Here is a 15,569-nt window from a genome sequence, read left to right on the forward strand (position 1 = left end):
CCCTGTGCTAAAATAAAGCCAAAAGGGAGGGACGGCGCACATGAACATTTTAGTCATCGACGGACAGGGCGGCCGGATTGGCCGGCAGCTGGTAAAGGCCATCCGGGAACGCTTCCCGCAAGCGGACGTCACCGCCGTGGGCACCAACAGCACCGCCACGGCGGAAATGCTCAAGGCAGGCCCTACCCGCGCCGTCACCGGGGAGAACCCGGTCCTGGTGGCCTGCCGCACGGCGGACGTGATTCTGGGGCCCATCGGCATCGTGATTGCCGACGCCATGCTGGGGGAGATCACCCCGGCCATGGCAGTGGCGGTGGGACAGGCCCGGGCGGAGCGGATTCTTATCCCCCTCAACCGCTGCGAGAACATCGTGGTAGGCGTGGCTGAGCAGCCAGTGAGCGCGCTGCTCTCCGGCGCGCTTGAGGAGCTGGCCCGGCGGATGGAGACAGTCTAAAGCGACAAAGGACGGCGCGTTGTCATGCGCCGTCCTTTGTCTTTATTTTTTCCTCCGTATCCCGGAGGGCCAGGGCGCGCAGGTCTCTCAGAAACGGGAAGGGCGCGGCCTCCTCCAGGCCGTACGACCGCTGAAGATCGTACTCCAGCTCCAGCCAGCTGTCCAGCGGAGCCTCGTTGTGCTGAATGACCGCCTCCAGCTTGTCCAGTGCCCGGCAGGCCTTGGCCTCCGGCGTGGACTGCGCCTCAAACTCCGCGATCAGTCCGGCCAGCTCGCCCCGCTGGGGCTCCGGCAGCCGGGCGAACAGCACGGCCGCGGCCTGCCGCTCCTCCGCCTCGTCTTCCGCGGTCTTTTCAAAGGAGGGCACATCGCCGGTGACCGCCTCTCCCAGGTCGTGGACCAGGGCCATACGCAGCACCCGGTCCATGTCCACGCCGGGCAGCTCCTCCCCCAGCAGCAGGGCCATCAGGCTCAGCCGCCAGGCGTGCCCGGCCACCGTCTCGTGCCGGCCGGTGGAGGTCCAGGAGTGGCGGGTATTACACTTGAGTTTTTCCGCCGTGTGGAGAAACTGCAAAAATTCCGCGGGGCGCATGGCGCGGCTCCTTTCTCAGCTGGCTCTGGCCCGGGTGCGCAGCGGCTTTGCCAGCACAAAAATATGGCTCTGCTCCGCCGGGGTCAGCAGGGGGATCAGTCGCAGCAGCTCAGCCACAGCACAGAACTTGTCCACCGTGCTCACCACCGCCGCCTCCAGGCTGTGGTACACATGTGTGATGGTCAGGGGAAACATGTGGGAGGCGATAATGTCCGCCTCCTTTTTCGTGAGAAAAAAACGCCGGCGGGCGTTGCACAGGGCCACCGCCGGGTGGCGCAACGTGTGGAAAAAATCCGGATGGGCGGACTTGTCCCGCCAGTTGTATAAATACAGGTCGTGCAGCAGGCCGCCCCGGGCCGCCGCCCGGGCATCCAGTCCCAGCATGGCGCACAGCCGGAAGCTGACATAGCTGACCAGCACGCTGTGGTGGTAACAGCTCACCCCAGCCGCGTGCTGGGGCAGCAGGCGCATGGACTGGACGGCAGGATCGTCCAGAATATCCCAGACGCAGGACTGGTAGGCATCCTTATATTTGAAATTCCACATGAAATCGCTCCTTACCGTTTTGTTCCGGTATCCAGTATACCGGAACATTCCGTTGGACTCCATGGAGCTTTCATTAGGATTTCGTAAAGATTTTCTGAAGATTTCAGCCCTGCTCCGGCCCAAGAAACTGCGTGACCGCCGCCGCAGCCTGGGCCAGCGGGTCCCCGGCCGTATCCAGCCAGAGCACATCCCGGTCTTTTTTAAACCACACCATCTGGCGCTTGGCAAAGCGCTTGATGGCACGGCCCAGCTCGTCCTTCAGCTGGTCCATGCTCCCCAGTTTTCCGGTCAGATACCATAGAATATAGCGGTACTCCAGCCCCAGGCGCTCCAGGAAGTCGTCGCTGGCCCCGCTCTCCCGCAGGCGGGCCACCTCCTGGATCATGCCGTCCTCAATGCGCCTATCCAGCCGCTCGTCAATGCGGCGGCACAGCTCTTCCCGGGGATAGGTCATGCCCAGCAGCAGACAGTCGTACCGGGGCCGGGGCGGGACCTCCGACGCGCCCGCCTCCAGCTTTTCCAGGGCGCGCAGTAGCCGGTGGCGGTTGTTTTCCTCCCCGCCGGTCAGCTCTCCCCCGGTCTTTTCCCGCCAGAGGGCATACAGCGCCGCCGTGTCCAGCCCCTCCAGCCGGGCGCGCAGCACTGGGTCGGGCCGGGCGTTGGAAAAGACAAAGCCCTCGGTCACTGCGCGCACATACAGCCCGGTACCCCCCACCAGGAACGGGTTCCTCCCCCGGGCAAGGATGTCGTCAATGGCGGCGTAGGCGGCCTTCTGGAAGTCAGCCACGGAGTAGATGTCGTTGGGCTGAGCCACGTCCAGCAGGTGGTGGGGAATCCCCATCATCTCCTCCTCGGTCACCTTTCCGGTGCCCAGGTCCAGGCCCTGGTACACCTGCCGGGAGTCGGCGGAGACAACCTCCCCATTAAAGCGGCGCGCCAGCTCCACCCCCAGCCCGCTCTTGCCGCAGGCGGTGGTGCCCAGCACCACGATCAGCTTGGGCCTTGCCAAGTCCTACGCCTCCTTTCCATCCATTGTCGTTTCAGTTTAGCACAAAATCCGCCCATGGGCAAGCGGCTGGCCACCCCGGAAAAACTAAAAAAGGGATTGCCTTTTATGGAGAACTGTGCTAAAGTGAGGTCAGCCTGAACGCAGGCACACAATTGAATTACCGTGACAGGGGGGCCGCTTGGCGGCTGAGATTGGGGCTTACGCCCCTGACCCTTTGAACCTGTTGGATCATGCCAGTGTAGGGAGTCACCGAACGAACCAAGGAAGCAGCCGTCCGGTACCCTGATCGGGTACCGGACGGCTTTTTGGTAAAGGACGGCAGGCGCACGGGAAAAAGGAGGAAACCAGTTGAAAAAGGTATTGACCATCGCGGGCTCAGACTGCAGCGGCGGCGCGGGCATCCAGGCGGATTTAAAGACCATGACCGCCCACGGTGTCTACGGTATGAGCGCCATCACCGCCCTGACGGCCCAGAACACCACCGGTGTGTCCGGCGTGCTGGAGGCCCCGCCGGACTTTGTGGCCGAGCAGCTGGACCGCATCTTTGAGGACATCCGGCCGGACGCGGTCAAGATCGGCATGGTATCCAACGTGGACATCATCCGCGCCATCGCCGCCAAGCTGCGCCGGTGCGGGGCGGAGCATATCGTGGTAGACCCAGTGATGGTGGCCACCAGCGGCAGCCGCCTGATGCAGGACAGCGCGGCAGAGGCCCTGGCCTGCGAGCTCTTCCCTCTGGCGGAGGTCATCACCCCCAACCTGTCCGAGGCATCCGCCCTGTGCGGCTTTGCGGTGGACACGCCGGAGGAGATGGAGCGGGCCGCCGCGGCCATCGGCACCCGCCTGCCGGGCGGCGTGCTGATCAAGGGCGGGCACCTGGAGGGGTGCGCCGACGACCTGCTCTGGCGGGGCGGCGTATGCCGATGGTACCATGCGGAGCGGGTCGACAACCCCAACAACCACGGCTCCGGCTGCACCCTGTCCTCCGCCATCGCCTGCAATCTGGCCCTGGGCCGCACCCTGGAGGAGGCGGTGGCCGGCGCCAAGGCCTATATCACCCGCTGCATGGAGGCCTGGCTGGATCTGGGCCGGGGCAGCGGCCCCCTCAACCACTGCTTTGCCATCCCGGAAGGGGGGAACTGGTAAGATGAACGCCAGCGTTGCCATCCAGATCCTGCCCAATGTCACCGCCCGGGAGGAGAAGCGCGTCGCCGTGGACGCGGTGATCGCCTACATCCGCTCCAGCGGCGTGCGCTATGAGGTGGGCCCCTTCGAAACCGTGATGGAGGGGGACTACGACCAGCTCATGGACATTGTAAAAAACTGTGTCCAGGTGTGCGTCCGAGCGGGCGCGCCCAGCGTCATGGGCTATGTAAAGATCAGCTACGACCCCAACGGGGCCTGGAGCATGGAGGACAAGGTGGGAAAATACCGTCTTGCGGAACAGGAGGAATTTGTATGAAACAAGAACATACCGCCGCCGCAGTCCATACGCGGCTCAACGTGCGCAAGCTGGTGCTCACCGCCATGTTCGCCTGTCTAGGCTTTGTGCTGAGTACCTTTGTCTACTTTCCGTCCATGGCCCCCTTCCAGCACTTTATCAACGTGCTGGCCGCCGTATTTGTGGGGCCGTGGTACGGCTTTGCCGCAGCCCTGCTCACCGGCCTGATGCGTATGGCCACAGGCCGAACCATCCAGGCGGTGGTGGGGGCCGTGTTTGGCGCCTTTCTCTCCGGCCTGCTCTACCGCAAGACCAACAAGCGCCTGTGGGGCGCCGTGGTGGGCGAGGTCATCGGCACCGGCTTCATCAGCGCCATGGCGGCCTACCCCCTGATGCGGCTGTTTTACGGCCTGCCCCAGCACTCCCCCTTCTACTACATCCCCTTCTACGCGCCCTCCTCCATTCTGGGGGCCCTGCTGGCGGTGGGCGTGCTCTACGTGCTCAAGCGCTCCGGCGTGCTGGATCGGATGCAGAGCGGCCTGGACCGCTGAGGGAGTGCCCATGCTGGGAACCTGTCTGAACGCGGTGCGCCGGCGCGCCCCCCTGGTGCACACCATCACGAATTTTGTCACAGTGAACGACTGCGCCAACATCATCCTGGCCGCCGGGGGCTCCCCCACCATGGCCCACGACCTGCGGGAGGTGGAGGAGATCACCGGCGCGGCGGCCGCCCTGGTGTGCAACATGGGGGCTGTGGCGGATGTGGACGCCATGCTCCTGGCCGGAAAGCGGGCCAATGCCTTGGGCGTCCCCGCGGTGCTGGACCCGGTGGCCGCCGGGGCCTCCGCCCTGCGGCGGCGGGAGAGCGCCCGCCTGCTGGAGGGGGTGCGCTTTTCGGTCATCCGGGGCAACGCCTCGGAGATCCGCGCCCTGGCCCTGGGGGTGGGCGCGGGCTGCGGGGTAGACGCGGCGGCCGGCGACCTGGTCACCGAAGCCGGGCTGGACGAGGCTGCAGACCTGGCCAGGGGCCTGGCCCGCAGCACCGGGGCGGCGGTGGTGGTCTCCGGTCCCCTGGACCTGGTGACCGACGGGGCACGGACCTTTGTGGTGCGAAACGGCTGTCCGGAGATGTCCCGCATTACGGGCAGCGGCTGTATGCTCACCGCCCTTATCGGGGCCTTCTGCGGCGGGAGCCCGGCCCAGCCCCTGGAGGCAGCGCTGGCCGCAACGGCAGCCATGGGCGTGTGCGGGGAGCGGGCGGACGAGCGGCGGATGGCCAACGGTACCGGGAACGCCACCTTCCGCAACGATCTGATTGACGCGGTGAGCCTGCTCACGGCGGAGGAACTGGAAAGAGAGGCGCGCTATGACGAGCTTTGATGTAAAAAAGGCCCTGCTGCTCTACGCGGTCACCGACCGCGCCTGGCTGGGGGAGCGCACCCTGGCGGCGGTATGCGAGGATGTGCTGAAAAACGGGGCCACCTTCCTGCAGCTGCGGGAAAAGGAGCTCCACGGGGAGGCTCTGCTGGCCGAGGCCAGGGAATTGAAGGCCCTGGCCGGGCGGTACGGCGTGCCCTTCGTGGTGGACGACGACGTGGAGGCCGCCCTGGCCTGCGGAGCCGATGGCGTCCACGTGGGCCAGTCGGACATCAGGGGCCGGGACATCCGCGCCCTGATCGGCCCGGACAAGATTCTGGGCATCTCGGCCAACACCGTGGAAAAGGCCGTGGCCGCCCAGGCCGCCGGAGCCGACTACATCGGCGTGGGCGCGGTGTTCGGCACCTCCACCAAGAAGGACGCCCAAAACATCACGGTGCCCCAGCTGCGGGCCATCTGCGATGCGGTGGATATACCGGTGGTGGCCATTGGCGGCATCCGCGCGGACAACCTGCCCCGGCTGGCGGGCAGCGGAATCGACGGGGTGGCGGTTGTGTCCGCCCTCTTTGCCCAGAGCGATCCCGGCGCTGCCGCGGCCTGGCTGCGGCGCTTAACACAGGAGGTTCTTTATGGATAAGAAGTACTGCATTTTCGACATGGACGGCACCCTCACCGACTCTATGGACTACTGGAACAACCTGGGGGCGGATTATCTGCGCACCCACGGGGTCCAGCCGCCGGAGGAGGAGCTCTTCCAGCGGATGAAGGGGGCCACCCTGGCGGAGAGTGCCCTTTACTTTATGGAGCACTTCGGCGTCCCCGGCCCGGCGGAGCGCATTGTAGACGAGTTTAACCAGATTATGGCAGACCACTATCGCAATGACATTCCCCTTAAGCCGGGTGTGGCGGAGTACCTGCGCGCCCTGCGAGCCGTGGGAGTGCGGCTGGCCGTGGCCTCCGCCACCTCCCTGCATCTGGTGCGCGCCTGCTTGGGCCGCCTGGGTATCGAGGAGCTCTTTGACGCCTTCTCCAGCTGTGAGAGCATCGGCAAAAGCAAGGAATTCCCCGATGTGTACCTCCAGGCCGCGAAACAGCTGGGGGCCGCCCCGACCCAGTGTGCCGTGTTTGAGGACGCCCTCTTTGCCGCCCAAACCGCCAAAGCCGCCGGCTTCTACACGGTGGGCGTGTATGAAAAGGCCTATGCAGCTCAGTGGGCGGAGCTGACCACTCTGTGCGATGAGACGGTTGAGGACTGGAGTCAGAGCCTATGAAGCTGACCGCACGCCTGTATGAGGCGGCCCGCCCGGTGTGGGCGGGCTACCACACCCACCCCTTTGTCACAGGTCTGGGGGACGGCTCCCTGCCGGTGGAGAAGTTTCGCTTTTTCCTGCTCCAGGACTACCTGTACTTGTGGGAGTACGCCCAGGTATTCGCCTTGGGGGTGGTGAAGGCGAACACGCCGGAGCTGATGCGCTTCTTTGCGGACAATGTGACCCAGATCCTGGACGGGGAGATGGATATCCACCGCGCCTACATGGCACGGTTGGGTATTACCGAGGCCCAGGTGGCTGCGGCGCGGCCCGCCCTGCCCAACCGCTCCTACACCAGCTATATGCTTGCCGCCGCCCACGCCGGCGGCCCTCTGGAGATCCTGGCTGCCATCCTGGCCTGCTCCTGGAGCTACGCGGAAATCGCCGGGCAGCTTCTGGCACAGAACCCCGCTGCCATCGACCACCCCCTGTACGGGGAGTGGGTGGCCGGCTACACCTCGGAGGACTATGTGCGCACCAACGCAGCCCTGATGGACCGGCTGGACGCGCTGACCGAGGGCTGTCCGCCGGAGCAGGCCGCCCGGCTGGAGGATATCTTTGTGGCGTGCAGCCGGTATGAGGCGCTCTTCTGGGATATGGCCTGGGCCGGGGAGGAATGAGCGGTGCTGCGCTTTGAACACGTGTCCTACCGCTATCCCTCGGAGGACTTTGACATCATCGACGATCTGAGCTTTTCCGTGGAGCCCGGCTCCTTCCACTGCATCGTTGGGGTGAGCGGCTGCGGCAAGAGCACCATTTTCCGCCTGACCAATGGCCTGCTCCAGCCCAAGGCGGGAGAAATCACCGTGGGCGGAACGCCCATCGGCCAACTGAAGCAGTACTGCGGCTACATGCCCCAGAGGGACCTGCTCTTCCCCTGGCGCACGGTGGGACAGAACCTGGCCCTGCCCCTGGAGCTGCGGGGCGGCCTGAGCCGAGCCCAGGTGCGGGAGCAGGTGGAGGCCGCCCTGTCCGACGTGGGCCTGGCCGGATGCGGGGACAAGCGGCCGGAGGAGCTCTCCGGCGGCATGCGCCAGCGGGCAGCCTTTGCCCGCACCCTTCTCACCGGCAGCGACCTACTGCTGCTGGACGAGCCCTTCTCCGCTCTGGACTTCCTCACCCGCATCGCCATGCAGGAGTGGCTGCTTGCCCAGTGGCAACGGCATAAAAAGACCATTTTGTTTATCACCCATGACGTGGAGGAGGCCGTGTTTCTCTCCGACCGGGTGCTGGTAGTGGAGTCCACCCCCATCCACACCCTTACCCCCGTGGAGGTGCCCGCCGCCTATCCCCGCAGCCGGGAATGCCTGGCCCGCCCGGAGCTGGCGGAGCTGAAGGAACAGCTGATCGCCATTCTGAGAAAGCAGGTGACGCCGTGAAGAAGGCCAATCGGGGCAACCTGCCGGCCCTGCTCTTTCTGTTGGGGCTGCTCATGCTGTGGCAGCTGGGGGCCATGAAGGTGAACGCCGCCTATATCCTGCCCACGCCGGTGCAGATCCTCCAGAAGCTGTGGCAGCTTCGGGGGCCCCTCTTCACCGTCCATCTGCCCGCCACCATGGCGGTCACCGGCATCGGCCTTGCCATCTCCATCGCCCTGGGCCTGGCCCTGGCGGCCGGGATGGATGCCAGCCCCCTGCTGCGCAAAACGGTATACCCGGTGGTAGTGGCCTCCCAGACCATCCCCACCACGGCCATCGCGCCCCTGTTTGTGCTGTGGTTCGGCTATGGCATCTGGAGCAAGGTGCTGGTATGCGTGCTCATCACCTTTTTCCCCATCACCATCACGGTGTACGACGGACTGCGCTCGGCCAAGACCGAGATGGCCGAGCTGCTCTTTACCTACGGCGCCACCCGGTGGGAGGTGTTCCGTCTGGTAAAGGTACCCTGCGCCCTCCCCTACTTCTTCTCCGCCGTGAAGATGGCGGTACCCATGAGCGTCATCGGCGCGGCCATCGGGGAGTGGCTGGGGGCCCAGAGCGGCCTGGGCTACTTTTCCCGCCGCATGATGACCCAGCTGGACGGGGCGGGGGTGTTCGCCCCCATCGTCCTGCTCTCCGCCGTGGCCATGCTGGCCGTAGCCCTTCTGGGCGCGGCGGAGACCCGCCTGGTCAAGTGGCGGGGAGAGACTGAATAAAAAAGGAGTTTCGCTATGAAAAGAATTTTTGCCCTTGCGCTGTGCGGGGTACTGCTGCTCTCCGGCTGCGGCGGGACCGGTCAGCCCCAGGTCTCCGGCGCCCCCGCCGGGGGATCGTCTCCCGCCGCCCTCAAGGAGCTGGACGTGGTGCTGGACTGGTACCCCAACGCCCTCCACGCCTTCCTGTACGTGGCCATGGAAAAGGGCTATTACGAGGAGGAGGGGCTGAAGGTCAACATCCGCTTCCCGTCCAACGCCAACGACGCCATCTCCCTGGTGGCCGCCGGGCAGGCGGACATCGGCCTCTACTATCAGCAGGACGTGATTCAGGCCAGGGCCCAGCAGAACGTGCCGGTGAAATCCATCGGCGCCGTGGTACAGGCCCCGCTGAACATCGTCCTCTCTCTGGCGGAGAAGGAGATCCGCTCCCCGGAGGATCTGGTGGGCAAGACCGTGGGCTACGCGGGCACCGAGCTGTCCGAGGCTCTGATCCGCAGCATCATGGCCTACGTGGGGGCTGATTACTCCGACGTGACCATGATCGACGTGGGCTTTGACCTGATGAGCTCCATGACCACCGGCAATGTGGATGCCACCATCGGCTGCCTGGTCAACCACGAGGTGCCCCAGATGGAGGAGGAGGGCTTCGACGTGGCCTGGTTCGACCTGGACGACTACGGCGTGCCCACCTATTACGAGGGGGTGTTCCTGGCCGGCGACGACGCCATTGAACGGGACAGCGACACCCTCGCCGCCTTCCTGCGGGCGTCCGCCAAAGGCTTTGCCGACATGAAGGCCGACCCGGAGGAGGCCCTGTCCATTCTGCTCAGCAACCAAAACGAGGAAAACTTTCCCCTCTCGGAGACGGTGGAGCGCCAGAGCATGGCCACGCTTCTCCCCCTGATGGAGACGGAGGAGGCCGCTTTCCTCAGCCAGTCCGACGACTGCTGGCAGGAGAACATCGACTGGATGCTCTCCCAGGGCCTCATTGACCAGGCTCCCGCTCTGGACGACGTGCGGGTCAACCTGTCGTGGGAATAAGCCCCGTTATAAAGCAGGGGCCCGGCGCAGTTCCCTCTGCGCCGGGCCCCCTTTGCCCCATTCTGATCCTATCAAAATTTTTAAATCTGGGTATTTTAATAATTCCAGAACTTGCTATACTGGCTTCATCATCCGAATATGAATGGGAGTGAACGGAAATGGAAAAGAGCAGATATGAGCTCAACAAGGAGTTGGCCCAAATGCTCAAGGGCGGTGTAATTATGGATGTCACCACGCCGGAACAGGCTGAAATCGCCGAGGCGGCAGGCGCCTGTGCGGTGATGGCGCTGGAGCGGATCCCGGCAGACATCCGGGCCGCCGGAGGCGTTTCGCGCATGAGCGACCCAAAGATGATCCGGGGCATTCAGGAGGCGGTCTCCATCCCCGTTATGGCCAAGTGCCGCATCGGCCACTTTGTGGAGGCTCAGATTCTGGAGGCCATTGAGATTGACTACATCGACGAGAGCGAGGTGCTCTCCCCGGCTGACGACATATACCATATTGACAAGACCAAGTTCCGGGTCCCCTTCGTATGCGGCGCCCGGGACCTGGGGGAAGCCCTGCGCCGGATTGCCGAGGGTGCCTCCATGATCCGCACCAAAGGCGAGCCCGGCACCGGTGACGTGGTGCAGGCGGTGCGCCACATGCGGGCCATGAATGCGGAAATCCGCCGGGTCCAGAATCTGCGGGAGGATGAGCTGTATGAGGCGGCCAAACAGCTCCAGGTCCCGGTGAGTCTGCTGCGCTGTGTCCACGAGCATGGCCGCCTGCCAGTGGTCAATTTCGCCGCAGGCGGCGTGGCCACCCCGGCAGACGCGGCGTTGATGATGCAGCTGGGGGCCGAGGGCGTGTTTGTAGGCTCAGGCATCTTCAAATCCGGCAATCCCGCGAAGCGGGCCGCAGCCATTGTCCAGGCGGTTGCCAACTACACCGATGCCAAACGCATTGCGGAGCTGTCCGCTGATTTAGGTGAGGCCATGGTGGGCATCAACGAAAATGAGATCGCCCTGCTCATGGCGGAGCGGGGCAAATGAAATGATTGTCGCCATTCTGGCCCTCCAGGGGGCCTTCGCCGAACACGCCGCCGCACTGGACCGGCTGGGCACAGATCACTTTGAGATCCGCCGCCCCCAGGACTTGGACCGCCCCTTTGACGCGCTGATTCTTCCCGGCGGAGAAAGCACCGTAATGGGGAAGCTTCTGCGGGATCTGGACCTTTTTGAACCCCTGCGGGTGCGGATGGCCGAGGGACTGCCGGTATTCGGGACCTGCGCCGGGCTGATCCTGCTGGCCAGGACCGTGGAGGGCGGTACGCCCTGCTTTGCCGCCATGGACATCGCGGTCAAGCGCAATGCCTACGGCAGACAGCTGGGCAGCTTTTATACCCAGGCCCCCGTCCTGGGGATCGGCACGCTCCCTATGACCTTCATCCGCGCCCCCTATATTGCCTCCGCCGGGCCGGCGGTCCAGGTACTCGCCCAGGTGGACGGCCATATTGTGGCCGCCCGGCAGGGAAACCTCCTGGCGACCTCTTTCCATCCGGAGCTCAGTGCCGATCTTTCCGTCCACCGCTATTTTCTGGCCCTGGCAGGCCGGGCCCAATAGAGAACCACCCCCGCCCGGAAAGCCGGGTGGGGGTATTCTGCGCAGGGGACCATGCCTCAAATGATATAGTCGTTCCCCGCCTGGTCCGGAGCCATCAGGTCCGCCAGGGTAATGCCGTCAAAAAATTCACGGATCATCTGGTCCAACTTCCGCCACATAGGCAGGGTGCGGCAGCTGGCCATACGGGGGCAGTCCACCGGATCCTGCTCCAGACAGGCTACCGGTGCCAGGCTCCCCTCGGTCAGGCGCAGGATGGACCCTACGGTATACTGCTCCGGCGCACGGGTCAGGCGGTAGCCGCCGCCCTTCCCCCGCAGGCCGGAGAGCAGCTTGCTCCGGACCAGCGTCTTCAGAATGCTCTCCAGATATTTTTCCGAAATCTCCTGCCGCTGAGCAATCTCCTTCAGGGGAAGATAGCCCTCCGACTGGTGTTCCGCCAGGTCGATCATCACCCGCAGGGCATAGCGGCCCTTGGTTGAAATCATCATAGCCGGTGTCCTCCATTTTTATTAAACCCATTATATAACAAGGTAAATAGGAATACAATGGAGAAGCAAAAAATTTTTCTTCCCCCTATTGACAAAGCTTGGCAGCCGTACTATAATTCCAATAAACCTACTTAGAAAGTTGGTAATTAAAATGAGTAAGGCTTTCCCGGCCGTCAGCCGGATCCGCATTCCATGCCGGCTGTGTTTGTGCTGGCACTGTCGCCAGGCAGGATAAACGCCGCTTTCCCACTACAAACACATGCTATTTTGGAGGTAATGAACATGAGCAATATTTATACATCCGCTGACCAGCTGATCGGCAAGACCCCCCTGCTGGAGCTGACCCACATCGAAAAGGAGCTGGGCCTGGAGGCCAGAATTCTGGGCAAATTGGAGTACTTCAATCCCGCCGGCTCGGTCAAGGACCGCATTGCAAAGGCCATGATCGACGACGCCGAGGCCAAGGGTTTGCTGAAGCCCGACTCGGTCATCATTGAGCCAACCTCCGGCAACACCGGTATTGGTCTGGCTTCCGTGGCCGCGGCCCGTGGCTACCGCATCATAATTGTCATGCCTGAGACCATGAGCGTGGAGCGCCGGCAGCTGATGAAGGCCTACGGTGCGGAGCTGGTGCTCACAGAGGGCGCCAAGGGTATGAAGGGGGCCATCGCCAAGGCTGACGAGCTGGCGAAGGAAATTCCGAACAGCTTTATCCCCGGCCAGTTTGTCAACCCGGCCAACCCCGCTGCCCACAAGGCCACCACCGGCCCGGAAATCTGGGTGGATACCGACGGGAAGGTGGACCTTTTCGTCGCCGGCGTGGGTACCGGCGGCACAGTCACCGGCGTGGGTGAGTATCTGAAGGCCCGCAATCCCGAGGTCAAGGTGGTCGCGGTGGAGCCGGCCGCTTCCCCGGTCCTGAGCAAGGGCACCGCCGGTTCCCACAAGATTCAGGGCATCGGCGCGGGCTTTGTCCCGGATGTGCTCGACACCAAGGTGTATGATGAGATCATTGCCGTGGAAAACGACGACGCCTTTGCCACCGGCAGGCTGGTAGGCCGGAAGGAAGGCGTGCTGGTGGGCATCTCCTCCGGCGCCGCGGTATGGGCCGCCATTGAACTGGCCAAGCGCCCGGAAAACAAGGGCAAGACCATTGTGGTCCTGCTGCCCGACACCGGGGACCGCTACCTCTCCACCCCCCTGTTTGCCGACTGACCGGATTGATGCCGCGCATACAGCGCCCAGGCCGCCGCGTGTTCCGATGCGGCGGCCTGGGCGCTTACGTATGAGCGTCAGGCGAGAAAGGAGTCCATGATGATCTACGCGGACAACGCCGCCTCCACGGCGCTTCACCCCAGGGCGCTGGAGGCCATGCTGCCCTGGCTGACGCAGCACTGGGGCAATCCCGGCAGCATCCATACCGCCGGGGACACGGCGGCCCGGGCGGTGGCCCGGGCACGGGATCAGATCGCCTTCCGCCTGGGCTGCAGCCCCAGAGAGGTATACTTTACCTCCAGCGGCAGCGAGGCGGACAATCAGGCCGTCCTCACAGGCGCCGCCTGGGGGGCGGCGCGGGGCAGGCGGCATGTGTTGGCCGCAGCCTTTGAGCACCCCGCGGTGCTTCGGCCGCTGGAGCATCTGGCGTGCCTGGGAGAGATCGAACTCACCCTCCTGCCTCCGGACGGGCAGGGGCGCATCTCGATTGACCAGGCGGCCGCCGCATTACGGGAAGATACCGGCCTGGTCAGCGTCATGGCGGCCAACAACGAGGTCGGCACCCTTCAGCCTGTGGAGGAGCTGGCCGAACTGTGCCGGGCACGCGGAGCGCTATTCCACACCGACGCGGTACAGGCCGTGGGCGAGCTCCCGCTGGAGCGGGTAAAGGCCGATCTGCTCAGCCTTTCCGCCCATAAGTTTCACGGCCCAAAGGGCGTGGGTGCGCTTGTATGCCGCAACGGCCTGACTCCGGTTCCCCTGATCCGCGGCGGCGGGCAGGAGCGTGGCTGCCGGGCCGGGACGGAGCATGTGTCCGGCATTATGGGCATGGCCGCCGCCCTGGAGGAGGCCTGCACTGGCGCGGAGGCCCGCCGCGCCTATGTATCGTCCCTACGGGACCGGCTGGCCGCCGGGCTGGCGCGTATTCCGGGGGCGCACCTCACCGCCGCCGGCGCGGCCCGTGTGTCCGGTATTGTCCATGTCTGCTTTGAAGCGGCGGACCGGGAGACCCTGCTCCTGCTTCTGGACCGAATGGGAGTCTGCGCCTCCGCCGGGGCGGCCTGCTCCGCCGGGGCGCTGGAGCCCAGCCACGTGCTGCGCAGCATGGGTATCCCGGAGGCCCTCGCCCGGGGCGCGCTGCGCTTCTCCCTGTGCGCGGACAATACGCCGGAGGAAGCAGACGCCATCGCAGATGCGGCCGCAGCTGCCGTTGCCCAGGCCGGGGCCGGAGAGGGGGTGCTGTCTTGAAACGGATTCTGGTGGCCATGAGCGGCGGCGTGGATTCTAGCGTGGCGGCCTGGCTGCTGCAGCAGCAGGGCTATGAGTGCGTGGGCGCCACGATGAAGCTCCTTCCGGTGTCCGCCGTGTCTCCCTCCGGGGGCCGCACCTGCTGCAGCCTGGAAGACATCGAGGACGCGCGCAGCGTAGCCTACCGCCTGGGAATCCCCTACCATGTCTTTGACTTCTCCCAGGAATTTGAGGAAAAGGTCATCCGCAAATTTGCGGACACCTATCAGCGGGGCGGTACGCCTAACCCCTGCATTGACTGCAACCGCTATCTGAAATTTGACCGCCTGCTCCGCCGTGCCCGTGCCCTGGGGTGTGACGGGGTGGCCACCGGACATTACGCGCGCATCCGCTGGATGGACGGCCGCTGGTCACTGTGCAAGGGGTCGGACGGCAGCCGGGACCAGAGTTACGTGCTCTGCAGCCTGACACAGGACCAACTGGCCCACACGCTCTTTCCCCTGGGCGGCCTGCACAAGGACCAGGTGCGCGCCATCGCGGCGGAGCAAGGGCTCTGCAACGCCCGCAAACGGGACAGTCAGGACCTCTGCTTTGTGCCCGGCGGGGACTATGTGGCCTTTCTGGAGCGCTATACCGGGCAGCCCTGCCGGCCCGGGCCCATTTTGGACCGGACCGGCCGTGTTCTGGGCGCGCACAGGGGCACGGCGGCCTATACTATTGGCCAGCGGCGGGGTCTGGGTCTGGCTATGCCGGAGCCGGTCTATGTATGCGCCCTCTGCCCGGCGGAGAATACCGTTATTGTGGGCGCGGAACGCGACTTGTACGCCTCCGCCCTGCTGGCGGAGGACTGGAACTGGATTGCCGCACCTCCTGGGGCTGTCGCCCGGGCAAATGCGAAGATCCGCTACCGCCAGGTGGAGCAGCCCGTCTCCGTGACCCCGCTGCCGGACGGCGGCGTCCGTCTGGAATTTGACGCGCCCCAGCGGGCTGTTACCCCCGGCCAGACGGCGGCGGTCTATCATGGAGACACGCTTCTGGGGGGCGGCACCATCACACGGGTGCTGTATTGAGGGAAAAGGCCCCGCCGGAAGGCGGGGCCTTTTCCACCG

20 protein-coding genes and 1 riboswitch are annotated in these 15,569 nt (G+C 64.8%); of the genes, 16 read left to right on the forward strand and 4 right to left on the reverse strand.

The genetic code is table 11. From position 1 onward, the window contains the following. Positions 1-40 precede the first annotated feature (40 nt). Positions 41-454: a DUF3842 family protein gene (locus H9Q75_RS06275; RefSeq protein ID WP_186565319.1), complete on the forward strand. Its 414-nt coding sequence runs from the start codon at positions 41-43 to the stop codon at positions 452-454. 22 nt (positions 455-476) lie between these two features. Here H9Q75_RS06275 and H9Q75_RS06280 read toward each other — a convergent pair whose 3' ends face one another. The 3 genes from H9Q75_RS06280 to miaA all read right to left on the reverse strand — a co-directional run bounded on the left by H9Q75_RS06280 (position 477) and on the right by miaA (position 2,601). Beyond that, positions 477-1,046, reverse strand: a complete 570-nt coding sequence (locus tag H9Q75_RS06280; RefSeq protein WP_186565320.1) for an HD domain-containing protein — start codon at positions 1,044-1,046, stop codon at positions 477-479. Between the two features lie 15 nt (positions 1,047-1,061). Next, positions 1,062-1,592 (reverse strand): HD domain-containing protein, encoded by a 531-nt coding sequence (locus H9Q75_RS06285; RefSeq protein WP_186565321.1) that lies wholly within the window; start codon positions 1,590-1,592, stop codon positions 1,062-1,064. Between the two features lie 103 nt (positions 1,593-1,695). Then, positions 1,696-2,601, reverse strand: coding sequence for a tRNA (adenosine(37)-N6)-dimethylallyltransferase MiaA (miaA, locus tag H9Q75_RS06290; RefSeq protein WP_186565322.1), 906 nt, complete (start codon positions 2,599-2,601; stop codon positions 1,696-1,698). A 157-nt stretch (positions 2,602-2,758) separates the two neighbouring features. After that, positions 2,759-2,863: riboswitch (TPP riboswitch) on the forward strand. A gap of 86 nt (positions 2,864-2,949) precedes the next feature. Here miaA and thiD point away from each other — a divergent pair. The 12 genes from thiD (at position 2,950) to pdxT (ending at position 11,509) form a co-directional block, all read left to right on the forward strand. After that, on the forward strand, positions 2,950-3,747 hold the full coding sequence (gene thiD, locus H9Q75_RS06295) for a bifunctional hydroxymethylpyrimidine kinase/phosphomethylpyrimidine kinase (RefSeq protein ID WP_186565323.1): 798 nt from the start codon (positions 2,950-2,952) through the stop codon (positions 3,745-3,747). A gap of 1 nt (position 3,748) precedes the next feature. Continuing rightward, the gene (locus H9Q75_RS06300) at positions 3,749-4,063 is read left to right on the forward strand and encodes a thiamine-binding protein (RefSeq protein WP_186565324.1); all 315 of its coding nucleotides are present in this window, start codon (positions 3,749-3,751) and stop codon (positions 4,061-4,063) included. Beyond that, a complete protein-coding gene (gene thiW / locus H9Q75_RS06305; protein WP_186565325.1) occupies positions 4,060-4,593 on the forward strand; it encodes an energy coupling factor transporter S component ThiW in 534 nt (177 codons plus the stop codon). The genes H9Q75_RS06300 and thiW overlap by 4 nt, the downstream gene beginning before the upstream one ends. A gap of 10 nt (positions 4,594-4,603) precedes the next feature. Continuing rightward, the gene (gene thiM / locus H9Q75_RS06310; RefSeq protein ID WP_186565326.1) at positions 4,604-5,422 is read left to right on the forward strand and encodes a hydroxyethylthiazole kinase; all 819 of its coding nucleotides are present in this window, start codon (positions 4,604-4,606) and stop codon (positions 5,420-5,422) included. Beyond that, complete coding sequence (gene thiE, locus H9Q75_RS06315) at positions 5,409-6,056, forward strand: thiamine phosphate synthase (RefSeq protein WP_186565327.1); 648 nt, start codon at positions 5,409-5,411, stop codon at positions 6,054-6,056. Before thiM ends, thiE begins: the two co-directional genes overlap by 14 nt. Beyond that, positions 6,049-6,690 carry an HAD family hydrolase gene (locus tag H9Q75_RS06320; RefSeq protein ID WP_186565328.1) on the forward strand — a complete coding sequence of 214 codons (642 nt, stop codon included), beginning with the start codon at positions 6,049-6,051 and terminating at the stop codon, positions 6,688-6,690. The genes thiE and H9Q75_RS06320 overlap by 8 nt, the downstream gene beginning before the upstream one ends. Next, on the forward strand, positions 6,687-7,349 hold the full coding sequence (gene tenA / locus H9Q75_RS06325) for a thiaminase II (protein ID WP_186565329.1): 663 nt from the start codon (positions 6,687-6,689) through the stop codon (positions 7,347-7,349). Before H9Q75_RS06320 ends, tenA begins: the two co-directional genes overlap by 4 nt. 3 nt (positions 7,350-7,352) lie before the next feature. Beyond that, complete coding sequence (locus tag H9Q75_RS06330; protein WP_186565330.1) at positions 7,353-8,108, forward strand: ATP-binding cassette domain-containing protein; 756 nt, start codon at positions 7,353-7,355, stop codon at positions 8,106-8,108. A 53-nt stretch (positions 8,109-8,161) separates the two neighbouring features. After that, positions 8,162-8,863, forward strand: a complete 702-nt coding sequence (locus tag H9Q75_RS06335) for an ABC transporter permease (protein ID WP_243200729.1) — start codon at positions 8,162-8,164, stop codon at positions 8,861-8,863. 15 nt (positions 8,864-8,878) lie between these two features. Continuing rightward, the gene (locus tag H9Q75_RS06340; protein WP_186565332.1) at positions 8,879-9,904 is read left to right on the forward strand and encodes an ABC transporter substrate-binding protein; all 1,026 of its coding nucleotides are present in this window, start codon (positions 8,879-8,881) and stop codon (positions 9,902-9,904) included. 158 nt (positions 9,905-10,062) lie between these two features. Continuing rightward, a complete protein-coding gene (pdxS, locus tag H9Q75_RS06345; RefSeq protein ID WP_186565333.1) occupies positions 10,063-10,938 on the forward strand; it encodes a pyridoxal 5'-phosphate synthase lyase subunit PdxS in 876 nt (291 codons plus the stop codon). 1 nt (position 10,939) lies between these two features. Continuing rightward, positions 10,940-11,509, forward strand: a complete 570-nt coding sequence (pdxT, locus tag H9Q75_RS06350) for a pyridoxal 5'-phosphate synthase glutaminase subunit PdxT (RefSeq protein ID WP_186565334.1) — start codon at positions 10,940-10,942, stop codon at positions 11,507-11,509. 56 nt (positions 11,510-11,565) lie between these two features. Here pdxT and H9Q75_RS06355 read toward each other — a convergent pair whose 3' ends face one another. Beyond that, complete coding sequence (locus H9Q75_RS06355; protein WP_186565335.1) at positions 11,566-11,997, reverse strand: RrF2 family transcriptional regulator; 432 nt, start codon at positions 11,995-11,997, stop codon at positions 11,566-11,568. Positions 11,998-12,279: 282 nt separating this feature from the next. Between H9Q75_RS06355 and cysK the strand changes: the two genes are divergently transcribed. The 3 genes from cysK to mnmA all read left to right on the forward strand — a co-directional run bounded on the left by cysK (position 12,280) and on the right by mnmA (position 15,530). After that, positions 12,280-13,212 (forward strand): cysteine synthase A, encoded by a 933-nt coding sequence (gene cysK, locus H9Q75_RS06360; protein ID WP_186565336.1) that lies wholly within the window; start codon positions 12,280-12,282, stop codon positions 13,210-13,212. Between the two features lie 96 nt (positions 13,213-13,308). Then, positions 13,309-14,460 carry a cysteine desulfurase family protein gene (locus tag H9Q75_RS06365; RefSeq protein ID WP_186565337.1) on the forward strand — a complete coding sequence of 384 codons (1,152 nt, stop codon included), beginning with the start codon at positions 13,309-13,311 and terminating at the stop codon, positions 14,458-14,460. After that, the gene (gene mnmA / locus H9Q75_RS06370) at positions 14,457-15,530 is read left to right on the forward strand and encodes a tRNA 2-thiouridine(34) synthase MnmA (RefSeq protein WP_186565338.1); all 1,074 of its coding nucleotides are present in this window, start codon (positions 14,457-14,459) and stop codon (positions 15,528-15,530) included. The genes H9Q75_RS06365 and mnmA overlap by 4 nt, the downstream gene beginning before the upstream one ends. Positions 15,531-15,569: the final 39 nt, after the last annotated feature.

The organism is Lawsonibacter celer, assembly GCF_014281125.1.
Classification (GTDB): Bacteria; Bacillota; Clostridia; order Oscillospirales; family Oscillospiraceae; genus Lawsonibacter_B; species Lawsonibacter_B celer.